The organism is Lachnoclostridium sp., from assembly GCF_031997925.1.
In the GTDB taxonomy this organism is placed as follows: Bacteria; Bacillota; Clostridia; order Lachnospirales; family Lachnospiraceae; genus Lachnoclostridium.
Map to the genome: position 1 here is coordinate 48,413 of NZ_DAMADT010000024.1, position 12,063 is coordinate 60,475.

General features: G+C 34.9%; 10 protein-coding genes. 9 read left to right on the top strand and 1 reads right to left on the bottom strand.

The genetic code is table 11. The annotated features are described in order from the left end of the window. The 5 genes from RTP52_RS14675 to RTP52_RS14695 form a co-directional block, all read left to right on the top strand. On the top strand, window positions 1–921 hold a 921-nt coding region (locus tag RTP52_RS14675), incomplete at its 5' end, for a BMP family ABC transporter substrate-binding protein (RefSeq protein WP_312372183.1). Window positions 922–1,229: 308 nt separating this feature from the next. After that, on the top strand, window positions 1,230–2,765 hold the full coding sequence (locus RTP52_RS14680; RefSeq protein ID WP_312372184.1) for an ABC transporter ATP-binding protein: 1,536 nt from the start codon (window positions 1,230–1,232) through the stop codon (window positions 2,763–2,765). Then, entirely contained in the window at window positions 2,758–3,858 is a 1,101-nt protein-coding gene (locus RTP52_RS14685) for an ABC transporter permease (protein WP_312105037.1), read from the top strand. The genes RTP52_RS14680 and RTP52_RS14685 overlap by 8 nt, the downstream gene beginning before the upstream one ends. Continuing rightward, on the top strand, window positions 3,858–4,817 hold the full coding sequence (locus RTP52_RS14690) for an ABC transporter permease (RefSeq protein ID WP_312105039.1): 960 nt from the start codon (window positions 3,858–3,860) through the stop codon (window positions 4,815–4,817). The genes RTP52_RS14685 and RTP52_RS14690 overlap by 1 nt, the downstream gene beginning before the upstream one ends. Before the next feature lie 333 nt (window positions 4,818–5,150). Beyond that, complete coding sequence (locus tag RTP52_RS14695; protein WP_312372186.1) at window positions 5,151–5,978, top strand: Cof-type HAD-IIB family hydrolase; 828 nt, start codon at window positions 5,151–5,153, stop codon at window positions 5,976–5,978. Between the two features lie 127 nt (window positions 5,979–6,105). Here RTP52_RS14695 and RTP52_RS14700 read toward each other — a convergent pair whose 3' ends face one another. Then, window positions 6,106–7,152 carry a LacI family DNA-binding transcriptional regulator gene (locus tag RTP52_RS14700; protein ID WP_312372188.1) on the bottom strand — a complete coding sequence of 349 codons (1,047 nt, stop codon included), beginning with the start codon at window positions 7,150–7,152 and terminating at the stop codon, window positions 6,106–6,108. Between the two features lie 453 nt (window positions 7,153–7,605). Between RTP52_RS14700 and RTP52_RS14705 the strand changes: the two genes are divergently transcribed. From RTP52_RS14705 to RTP52_RS14720, 4 genes are all read left to right on the top strand, one after another. Then, complete coding sequence (locus RTP52_RS14705) at window positions 7,606–8,574, top strand: ABC transporter permease (protein WP_312103032.1); 969 nt, start codon at window positions 7,606–7,608, stop codon at window positions 8,572–8,574. A gap of 10 nt (window positions 8,575–8,584) precedes the next feature. After that, on the top strand, window positions 8,585–9,514 hold the full coding sequence (locus RTP52_RS14710; RefSeq protein ID WP_312372190.1) for a carbohydrate ABC transporter permease: 930 nt from the start codon (window positions 8,585–8,587) through the stop codon (window positions 9,512–9,514). A gap of 137 nt (window positions 9,515–9,651) precedes the next feature. Next, a complete protein-coding gene (locus RTP52_RS14715; protein ID WP_312372191.1) occupies window positions 9,652–11,127 on the top strand; it encodes an ABC transporter substrate-binding protein in 1,476 nt (491 codons plus the stop codon). Between the two features lie 146 nt (window positions 11,128–11,273). Next, window positions 11,274–12,063: glycoside hydrolase family 130 protein (locus tag RTP52_RS14720; protein ID WP_312372192.1), on the top strand; the 790-nt coding region annotated here is incomplete at its 3' end.

Genomic DNA, 12,063 nt, shown 5'->3' on the forward strand with positions numbered 1-12,063 from the left:
AATATCGGCTTAAATGACAATCAGATCATCAGAAAAAATAATGTAAATGATCAGGATCCTGTAGCGATCCGTAATGCAATTGAAGAGTGTATCGAAGAGGGTGCAAAATTAATCTTCGCTACAAGCTGGGGATACATGGATACTGTTGAGGCTTTGGCAGCAGAGCATCCAGATGTAATCTTTTCTCATGGTACAGGATATAAATCAAATGGTAGCAACTTTAATAACTATTTCGGTAGAATTTATCAAGCTAGATATTTAACAGGTATCGCTGCTGGTTTAAAGACAACAAGTAACAAGATTGGTTATGTAGCAGCTTGGGGTAAAGAAAACTCTGAAGTAACTGGTGGTCTTGATGCATTTGCTATGGGTGTTTACTCTGTAAACCCAGATGCTAAGGTTTATGTAAAAACAACTAACAGCTGGTTCTCCCCTGAAGGTGAAGCAGCAGCAGCGGAAGCTTTAATCGCTATTGGCTGTGATGTAATTGGTCAGCATTGTGATACACCAAACCCTATGACAGCAGCAGAAGCAGCTGGCGTATTTGGTGTTGGTTATAACTCTGATATGTCTAAGGATGCTCCTAAGGCAGTTCTTACTTCTGCTCTTTGGGATTGGTCAGCATATTACACTACGGCAGTTAAATCTGTAATTGATGGAACTTGGGATGGAAGCAACTACTTTGGTGGTATGGCAGAAGGCTTAATCAATATCTCTCCATTATCTGATCTTTGTGCACCAGGTACCGAAGAGAAAGTTGCGGAAGCTGAAGCAAAAATCAAATCTGGTGAATGGGATGTATTCACTGGTGCTATCGAAACTAATGATGGTCAAACCATTGGTGAAGAAGGAAAATCTTTAGATGATGCTACAATTACTGGTGGTATCAACTGGTATTTCAAGAATGTAGTGGAAAACTAATTGGTCGAATAATTAAAATTGAGGGATTATAATTGTTTGTTGGGTGTTGCAAATAGAAAAAACAAAGTTTGCAGCACCCATATTATGTTTGTAAGTTGATTTTTGGATATTTGCTAGTTTTTAATAAAGAAATGTGTTTATGAAATGTGGTATACAATGGAAGTTAGTGTGATTGCAGAATTCTAATACTAGATTTTTACTTAAATTCTAGATAAAGGATAAATTGACTTTGCTTGGTATAAATAGTATGATTGGGAGTGTCGTATTTTCAAGAGAATTGTAGAAGAAAAGGATTTGGAGGATATCTTATGGAGAAGGGGAAAGAACCTGTTTATGCAATTGAATGCAAAGGGATTACCAAAACCTTCGGTAGCGTTGTGGCAAATGATCACATCGACTTAAACGTAAAACAAGGTGAAATCTTAGCACTCTTAGGAGAGAATGGTTCCGGTAAAACAACGTTAATGAATATGCTTTCTGGTATATATCATCAAGACGAAGGTTCTATCTTTGTAAATGGAGAAGAAGCGATGATTAATTCTCCAACGGACGCAGTTAGTTTGGGTATCGGTATGATACACCAGCATTTTAAGTTAGTAGAAGTATTTACTGCTGCCGAGAATATTGTGTTAGGGACGAAAGAAAAATTAGAATCTTCGAAAGTAATGAAGGAAAAAATTAATGCAATATGTAATAAGTTTGGATTAGAAGTTGATTCCGATAAGAAAGTCTATGATATGTCAGTTAGCGAAAAGCAGACAGTAGAAATCTTAAAGGTTTTATATAGAGGCGCTCGAATCCTTATCTTGGACGAGCCAACGGCGGTACTTACTCCTCAGGAAACGGAGAAACTTTTTAAAATTCTTCGTAAGATGAAGGAACAAGGAAATTCTGTTATTATTATTACGCATAAACTAAACGAAGTTCTTGATATAAGTGACCGTGTTACCATCTTAAGAAAAGGACAAAGTATCGAAACTGTTGTAACAGCAGAATGTGATGTAAATTCGCTTACGGAACTTATGGTTGGTAGAGCAGTTAATCTTGAAATCGAACGACCGGAAGTGGTGAAGAAGGAAGCAATATTAAAATGTGTAGACTTAACGATTGATTCCACGGACGGTACAAGAGGTATCGAAGATGTAAGTTTTGAAATTCGTACGGGTGAGATTCTAGGAATTGCTGGTGTTGCCGGCAGTGGGCAGAAGGAACTTTGCGAAGGTATTGCTGGTTTATTGAAAGTAAAAAAAGGCGCTATTTTATATAACAAAGAAAATATTGTAGGGAAAACTCCACTGGAAATCATTAGCCTTGGAATTAGTATGAGCTTCGTACCAGAAGATCGTCTTGGTATGGGATTAGTAGCCTCCATGGGCATGACAGATAACATGCTACTTAAGAGTTATAAAAAGGGAAAGGGTCCTTTTGTCAGAAGAAAACCTGCGAAAAAGCTAGCAAGTGAACTTGTGAAGAAGTTATCCATTGTAACACCTGGAATTGAAACGCCGGTTCGTCTGATGTCTGGTGGTAATGTTCAGAAAGTACTGTTAGGACGTGAAATAGAATCTTGTCCGAATGTTTTAATCACAGCATATCCAGTACGTGGACTAGATATTAATTCCTCCTATATGATTTATAATCTATTAAATGAACAGAAGAAAAAGAATGTAGCAGTCATTTTTGCCGGTGAGGACCTAGATGTTTTATTAGAGCTTTGTGACAATATTATGGTTCTTTGCCATGGTAAGATTACAGGAATCGTAAATGCGAAAAAGGCAACCAAGGAAGAGCTAGGTATCTTAATGACTGGTGGAAGTACGAAGGAGGTAGCTAAGGATGAGTAAAAGTATTGGAAAATCTATAAAAAGCGAACCATTCATTCGAACTATAAAACGAGCAGAGTTATCAAAAAATCGTGCGCTTGCCCTAAGACTTGCAGCTCTTTTCTTAGCATTAATTGCAGGAGCAATCTTTATTTTATGTATTGGAAATAATCCATTGGCAGTATATGCAACTATGGTAAAAGGTGCATTTCGTTCGAAGTTAGCATTTCAAGGTACGGTAAAGATAATGATTCCTTTAGTGATTACCTCTCTTGGTATCACCTTGGCATTTCGTATGAAGTTCTGGAATATTGGTGCAGAAGGTCAGATTATTATGGGTGCCGTATTCGCATCTTATTTTGCTATTTTTCATGGAAACATGCCACATTGGCTATTGATTACAGTGATGATTATTGCTGGTATGATAGGTGGCGGGTTAACCGGGCTATTACCTGCATATTTCAAAGCAAAATATAATACAAATGAGACATTGTTTACGCTAATGTTAAATTATATCGCATTAAATTTTGTTGTATTTTTAAGAGAAGGACCATGGGCAGATCCTACTTCTCTTGGTTACAAAAAATTTGCTATCTTCCCTGCGAGTGCTCGATTAGATAAAGTGTTCGGTATTCACGCGGGTTGGATTATTGCTATTATTGTACTTATTGTTGTATTCATCTATACGAAATTTACAAAACAATGTTATGAAGTTGATGTTGTCGGAGAAAGTCAAGCGACTGCAAGTTATGCTGGGATGAATGTAAAACGTATTATTCTTCGTACAATGTTTTTAAGTGGTGCAATCTGCGGTTTGGTTGGTATGATTGAGGTTAGTGGTAATGCTGGTACTATGACAGAAGGTGTCACAAGAGGTGTTGGTTTTACTGCAATTATTGTTGCTTGGTTAGCTAACTTAAAACCATTGTCTATTTTTGTAATCGCCTCTTTATTCAGTATCATGGAAAAGGGAAGTAGTGTTGTAGAATCTACGTTTGGTGTTTCAGAGGCGTGTGCAGATGTTCTACAAGGAATTATTCTTTTCTTTGTGATTGGTTGTGAGTTCTTTGTTCGCTATAAATTTGCTGTAAGAAAAAAAGGAGGTAAGGCATAATGGATTTTGATATGATCATCATTTTTATAGCAGCCTCCATAACCTCAGGTACCCCAATTCTTTTTGGTACTTTGGGTGAAATCGTTACTGAGAAGGTTGGCCATTTAAATCTAGGTGTAGAAGGTATGATGGCAATCGGTGCTTTTGCAGGTTTTATGGCGGGATATTCTACGGATAGTTTTGTGATTGCGATTATTGCAGCATTTTTGGCAGGTGCATTGGCTGCACTAATCTATGGTATCTTAACGATTACATTTATGGCAAACCAAAATGTTACAGGTTTAACCTTAACCATCTTTGGTGTAGGACTTGCGAATTTTTGCGGTCACTTCGCTAGACAAAGCTTAGGTGTAGAATCCTTAAAACTTCCAGAAAAAATAACTGCTCAGATGAGAGCAATTCATATTCCTGGTCTTAGTGATATTCCTGTGATTGGACCTTTGCTATTTTCTTATAATCCATTTGTTTACCTTGGAATTATAACAGCGATCCTTCTTGCATTTTATTTTAATCGTACAAAACGCGGACTTAATGTTAGAGCAATTGGTGAAAATCCTGCAGCTGCAGATGCTGCTGGAATAAAGGTAACAAAATGGAAGTATATTAATGTATGTCTTGGCGGTGGTATCTGTGGAATCGGTGGTGCATTTACCATTATGATTATTAATAAAGGTGTTTGGATAAGTGACTGTGTTAACGGTCTTGGATGGATTTCTGTAGCGCTTGTTATTTTTGCTTCCTGGAGTCCAACCAAAGCAATCTTTGGTTCCTTTATCTTTGGTGCCCTTCGCCAATTAAAGTACTATGTTCCTAGTTCTATCGGAATTCCAGGAGCGATCTACGATATGATACCATACATTATTACAACTATTGTTCTAATTATGGCATCAGTAAAGAATTCAAAGAAGAATGCTCAGCCAGCTTCTTGTGGAGTGAATTATTTCCGTGAGGAACGTTAGAGCTGTTAATAATTAATAAAATAGAAACTTGTTATGTTAAAACATAATAAGAACTAGAGCTTTAAGAAAGTGTTGGTAAGAAGAGATAAGTTCTTACTGGCACTTTTTTGAATTGCAAATGTAATTGTTATGATTTTAGAATAAAATTGACAGAAAAGAGAAAATAAGATAAGATGTAAGCGTTTTATGTAGCTTGAGTCTCTCTTATACCTTTCGTATGTTTACGTTATAGTACGTTTGTTGAGAGGACTTATTTATAAGGATAAAAGAATTCATAGGGAGAAATTTATTAATCTATGAATTATATAGAATAGAAAGGTTACGAAGGTTAATATGGACATAAAAATTTTAGCACTTGATTTGGATGGGACACTAACAAATAGTGAAAAAAAGATTACTCTAAATACAAAAGAAACCTTACAAAGAGCGATGGAAGATGGAGTAACAGTGGTACTTGCTTCAGGAAGGCCTTTGGTTGGGATTAAGCCTTTAGCGAAAGAATTAGAGCTTTCAAAATACAGTGGTTATATTCTTGCTTATAATGGTGGACAAATTATTGATTGTCATACAGGAAAAGAAGTGTATCAAAAAGTACTTAATGTAGAGAGAATAGCATCAATCTATGAAGTGGCAAAACAATTTGGTGTGTCAATGCTCACATATGATGGTGAGGATATCATAACGGAAGATGACACAGACCCATATGTTTTACGAGAATGTTTTATCAACAAAGTAAAAGTACGTAAAATAGAGGATATCGTTAGCCATGTTACTTATCCGGTACCAAAATGCCTTGTAGTTGGAGATCACGAAAAACTCCTTCCTGTGAGAGATTATTTAAAAGAAAAATATGGGGATGAACTTAGCATCTATTTCTCTGAACCATTCTTCCTTGAAATTATGCCTTTAGGAGTTGAAAAATCCGCATCCCTTGAACTCCTGTTAAATCGCTTACAGTTAAGCAGAGAAGAATTAATGGCATGCGGAGATGGACTTAATGATATTACAATGCTACAATATGCTGGTCTAGGTGTAGCTATGGGGAATGCATGCAAAGAAGCAAAAGAAGTATCGAATTATGTTACTGCAACGAATGACGAGGATGGAGTAGCAAAAGCAGTGAATCGCTTTATCCTAAGTGGAGAGCAGATGGTTGGTTAAATTTGTGTAGTTGGGTCTGTATAAAACAAGGGGTGGAACTCAAATAGTTCCACCCCTTGTTTTATTGGAGTCCTTTGTATGTGTATTCATCCTGTTTTTGTAGAGGTGATATGGGAAGCATTTGCAATTAAAAGTCCGTGGATTTTCCCCAAATTATTTTAGGGTGAAGATAAGTAACCTCATAAGGAGAATCGGTAACATCCATTCTGTATAATAATTGCGTTGCCAGACGCTTACCTAATTCCTTTGTTTGAACTTGAACTGTGGTTAAGTTACCTGCTATACCGGGATATTCAGTATTATTATCATAGCCGGATACCGCTATATCTTCGGGAACACGATAGCTGTGTTCTTTGAGATATTTAAGTAAAAAATGTGCAACGTAATCGCTTGCACAGACAAAAGCCTGGGGCATATGAGGGAGACTGGATAAAAATTCGTTTATTTCTTCCTGATAAGTATAGATGCCAATATTTTTCGTCAAACAGTATTCCTTTTTTATACCTATTTGGTTTTTTACCATGGCTGCTACATAACCTTCGTACCGATTCTGATTTGTTTTGGCATATTGAATATCTCCGATAAAACCGATTTCGGTTCTTCCTTTTTGGATAATAAAATCTGTTATTTCCTCTACAGTGGATTTACCCTCTAATAAGAATAAGTCACCTGTTATGGAATCTATCGTGAGAGAAGTGACCATATCTAAAAATACTTTGGGAATTGACAAATTGTTCAACATGGTAAATAAATGGTAATCATAAACGTTTAAAATAATCATCCCATGGATTGTTCCGTTCGTTAATACAGCTGGCAAAACATAGTCTGCTGTAAATTTGGAAGGCAGGTAGGTGTACATTAGGTTTATATTTGATTCGTCTAATTTCTTTGCAATCTGATGAATAATATTCATCCAAAATGCAGAGGATTCTGGGCGTGAAACAACCACAGAAACTGTTATTTGTCCATGGTGTGATGAAAAAGAATATGATTCATCTTCTTTTTCGTCCATTATTGGGTGACCAGCTTTGAAATATCCCATTTCTTTTGCTTTATTCAAAATCAGATCTCGCAAATTGTCAGAAACGCCGGAAATATTATTAATAACTTTCCAGACTGTGACCCGTGATACATTAAGTGAATCTGCAAGTTCTTGCATTGTTACTTTTTTCATATACAGACCTCGTTTGCAATATTATTTTTTTACTTTATGGATATATCTTAACATTTAGTTTAACAATTGTAAATAAACTTAAATGTTAAAAATGATAAATAAAATATTAAACATATTTAACATAATATCATAATTAAGAATATTGATGGATATTGTATAATAATTAGATAAACTAATGATTTACAAAGAATAAGCAAAAAAGTGATTGTTAATTATGTAAAAAAACAACAGGAAAAAATTAGAATTACATTGCACTTTATTTTAATTTATGTTAAATTAGATATAGAAAAATGATAAAGAAAATTTTAACTATGAGGAAATTAAAATTGACAAAAGTAAAGAATGTAAGCATAACAAAAGACTTTGGACTCTATTTAATTTCAAAATGATTTGCTTGATGCCAATATTTCGTAATGACTTGTTTTTGAGTATATGAAAGGACTGGATATAAGAATGAAAAAGACAAATAAGGTTAGTGGTAAAAGAAAATATAAGAAAAAGCGATGGTCAAGAGATGATACGGAATTAAGTTTATTAGCGTTGCCTACTACAATTTGGTATTTGCTTTTTTGCTTTCTACCAATGTTTGGATTAATTCTTGCGTTCAAAAATTATAGAATTATGCCAGGGAGGAGTTTTGTATATAACTTAATTCACAGCGATTGGGTAGGACTTAAGAATTTTGATTTTTTGATTAAGTCTAATGCACTGTTTGTTTTATTAAGAAATACAATAGGTTATAACCTGATTTTTATAACATTAGGAATTATTATTCCTGTCACTTTAGCAATTATGGTTAGCTTGATTCATGGAAAAAAGAAGTCAAAAGTATATCAGACTATGATGTTTTTTCCGTATTTTATGTCATGGGTTGTAGTTAGTTATTTTGTCTATGCATTTTTAAGCATGGATAAAGGCATGATTAACAGTATTCGACAATCCTTTGGTAGAGAATCAATCCAATGGTACATGGAAGCAAAATACTGGCCTTTTATCCTGACAATTACGCAGTTATGGAAAACTCTTGGGTATAGTATGGTTGTGTATCTGGCAAGTATCACAGGAATTGATGGAACATATTATGAGGCAGCTACAATAGATGGAGCAACAAAGTGGCAACAGGTTAAGTACATAACACTACCGTGTCTTAAGACAATAGTAATTATGATGTTTATTTTAAATGTAGGTAGGATTTTTTATTCGGATTTTGGACTGTTTTATCAGGTCACAAGAGGTGTGCCGGGATCATTATACGATGTTGCATCTACTTTGGATACATATATTTATAAGGCACTTTTATCTTCTTCCCCGATCGGAATGACTATGGCGGCCACTTTCTTTCAGTCTGTTGCATGTTGTATCACAATTCTTTTGACTAACAAAATTGTAAGTAAAATTGACGAAGAAAGCGCAATAATTTAGGAGGAATATAATGTCTTGTAAAATAAATAAAGGATCAGAGAGCATTTCAAAATTAAATCGAATTTCAAAACCAACAAATACTATTTTTAATTTAATTTTTTTAGTCATTTCTATTATGTGCGTGATTCCGGTGGCATTTGTATTTATGATTTCCATCACTTCAGAGAGTTCCCTTACAGATAATGGATACCGGTTCTGGCCGAAAGAATTTTCCTTAGATGCTTATCGGTTTCTTCTTCGAGAAGGGAAAATGATAGTAAATGCACTGGAAGTATCAATTTTTGTTACAGTGGTAGGTACCATTATTGCTATTATACTAACCACAGCAATGGGTTATGTGCTATCTAGAAAGGAATATAAGTTAAATGGCTTTCTCACTTGGATCGTCTTTATACCAATGATATTTAATGGAGGTATGCTATCTTCCTATGTAGTAAATACCAACTTATTGGGATTAAAGGATTCGGTTTGGGCATTGATATTGCCACTTGCAGTGTCTTCATTTAATGTTATAGTTTGTAAAACTTTTTTCAAAACCACCATACCGGATTCTATTGTAGAATCCGCAAAGATAGATGGAGCAAATCAATTTAAAATATTTTCAAAGATAGTACTACCTATTTCCAAACCTGTTTTGGCTACCATTGGATTATTTTCCTGCTTCAGTTATTGGAATGATTGGTTTCAATCATCCTTATATATTAATAATACAAAGCTTATATCTTTACAGGCATTATTAAATAACATTCAGAAAAGTATTGAATATCTGGCAAATAATCCGTCAGCCGGTTTAACTCTTCAGCAATATAAGGCACAGATGCCCCAGGAAGGTGTTAGGATGGCAATAGCCATAGTAATAATCATTCCTATTGCCTGTGCGTATCCGTTTTTTCAAAGATATTTTATTAGCGGATTAACAATTGGTGCTGTGAAAGGGTAGGCATGGATATAAATTATTTCTGATAGATACATGGTAAAGCGGTAATTTTATTTATGCCTATGTATTTAGGAAATATTTATATAAATTTATGGGGAAAAAAATATGTATGCCGTAAAAAACGGCGGAATGGAGGAATCATGAAACTAAGAAAAGCAATGGTGTTATTGATTGCAATGTTAGTAACTGTGGGACTGTTTTGGGGTTGTTCTAAAAAGGAAACAGAAAATCAAACCTCAGTTGAAACAAAGAAACCAAATGAAACAAAGGGAACAACTAATAAAGATGAGATTGTTACCTTGAAATGGATTCAGGTAGGAAATGGAATGCCAACTAATTATGAAGCTTGGCAGAAACATATTAATGAATATCTTGGAGAGAAGATTGGCGTACATATAGAAGTTGAAGTTGTTCCATGGAGTGATTGGGACAACCGAAGAAATGTAATTGTTAATTCAGGAGAATATTTTGATATTCTATTTACAGATTCATCAAAATACAGCAGTCAGGTTAATATGGGAGCTTTCTTGGATATTACAGATCTAATAGAAAAAAATGCTGCAGAGTTGGTTTCCTATATTCCTAAAAATTACTGGGATGCCGTATCGGTAAAAGGTAAAATTTATTCTGTACCTACTTATAAGGACAGTTCATGCACAGAGTATATGGTTTGGGATAAGGTAATGACGGATAAATATCAAATTGATTATGATAATATCCGTACTTTCGAAGAGTTGGAAGCGGCATTAGCTAAGATAAAAGAAGGAGAAGGGAAAAACCCTTTTATCATGGATAAAAATGGTGTGGATGCAGTACTTGTTTACTATGATCAGATGGGTGTAGGTCTTGCAGCACTAGGTGTGCGCTATGATGATACTACCCGTAAAGTTGTAAATGTATTAGAGCAGGAAGATGTATTAAAGCAATTAGATATGCTTCATAAATTCTATAAAGCGGGAATTATCAGTCCAGATGCACCAACACTTGATGAAGCTCCAAAATATAGAACATTGCAGATAGCACAGGGGTGGTCAGCAGCAGCTAAAACAACGTGGGGACCTAATATGGGATCAGAGGCAGTAGCAGTACAATATACGGATACTATAGTTTCCAATACAACGGTTCGTGGTTCTTTGAGTGGTATTTATTCTGGTACAAAATATCCTGAAAAATGTTTACAATTTTTGCAATTGGTAAATTTGGATTCTGTAGTAAGAGATGCTTTTTATTATGGACTTGAAGGAGAAAACTTTAAATATAATGAAAAAGGTGAAGTAGAGAGGATAAATAATGATTGGTCCATGGCAGGTTACACTCAGGGTACTTTCTTTAATGTAACTAAATTGGCTGGTGATGACAGTAATCAATGGGAAGAAGTAAAAACATTAAACAGTGGTGCAAAACCATCTGTACTATTAGGTTTTAATTTAGATACTTCCAATATTGAGACAGAATTAGCAAATTGTCGTGCAGTATATGAAAAATATAAAAGCGAACTGTTAACAGGCGCAAAAGAACCGAGAGAATTAGTTAAAACAATCACGAAAGAACTATATGCAGCAGGCTTTGAGACTATTGTAAAAGAAACACAAGATCAGATTGATGCTAAAAAATAATAATTGTAAGGGGCTATAACAGATAGTTGAATCTATAAGATGAATCATAATACATCTGACTATTTATAATACGATATTATTTGTATTATGATTCATCTTGTTTTAGGGTTATATTGTGAAGCTAAGAATTACAGGAGGCTGAATGTATGAGCAGAATAATAAGTAATCCATTACCCAATATGCCATGGCAGGACAAGCCAGAAGGTTATGCAATGCCTGTTTGGAGATATAAGGAAAATCCGATTATAGATAGAGACGCAATTGAGAGTTCTAATAGTGTTTTTAATAGTGCGATTGTTCCTTTTAAAGATGGTTTTGCAGGAGTATTCCGATGTGACAGCAAGGCTGTCAGTATGGATCTGTACGTCGGATTCAGTAAAGATGGAATTACATGGAACATCAATTCAACTCCTATTTCTTTTCAAGGAGATGATGAAGAGATTTTAAAAAGGGAGTATCGGTATGATCCCAGAGTATGTTACATTGAAGATAGATTTTATATTACCTGGTGTAATGGATATTATGGACCAACAATCGGAGTGGGATATACCTTTGATTTTAAAGATTTCTATCAGTTAGAAAATGCGTTTTTGCCTTATAATAGAAATGGTGTGTTGTTCCCTAGAAAAATAAACGAAAAGTTTGCCATGTTAAGCAGGCCAAGTGATACAGGACATACGGCATTTGGTGATATTTTTTATAGCCAGAGTACAGATATGGAATACTGGGGACACCACAGACATGTTATGTCTACTCATAAGGGTGATGAATCTGCTTGGCAGTCTACCAAAATTGGTGCGGGCCCTATACCAATTGAGACGGAGGATGGATGGCTTATAATCTATCATGGGGTTATTAATACTTGTAATGGATTTGTATACCGTATGGGTTGTGCACTTTTAGATATTAATGAACCATGGAAAGTATTACTCCGCT

Excerpts from the sequence above, each read along its gene's own strand:
- RTP52_RS14680 (WP_312372184.1), top strand. The coding sequence starts at position 1,230 with ATGGAGAAGGGGAAAGAACCTGTTTATGCAATTGAATGCAAAGGGATT.
- RTP52_RS14685 (WP_312105037.1), top strand. The coding sequence starts at position 2,758 with ATGAGTAAAAGTATTGGAAAATCTATAAAAAGCGAACCATTCATTCGA.
- RTP52_RS14690 (WP_312105039.1), top strand. The coding sequence starts at position 3,858 with ATGGATTTTGATATGATCATCATTTTTATAGCAGCCTCCATAACCTCA.
- RTP52_RS14695 (WP_312372186.1), top strand. The coding sequence starts at position 5,151 with ATGGACATAAAAATTTTAGCACTTGATTTGGATGGGACACTAACAAAT.
- RTP52_RS14700 (WP_312372188.1), bottom strand. The coding sequence starts at position 7,152 with ATGAAAAAAGTAACAATGCAAGAACTTGCAGATTCACTTAATGTATCA.
- RTP52_RS14705 (WP_312103032.1), top strand. The coding sequence starts at position 7,606 with ATGAAAAAGACAAATAAGGTTAGTGGTAAAAGAAAATATAAGAAAAAG.
- RTP52_RS14710 (WP_312372190.1), top strand. The coding sequence starts at position 8,585 with ATGTCTTGTAAAATAAATAAAGGATCAGAGAGCATTTCAAAATTAAAT.
- RTP52_RS14715 (WP_312372191.1), top strand. The coding sequence starts at position 9,652 with ATGAAACTAAGAAAAGCAATGGTGTTATTGATTGCAATGTTAGTAACT.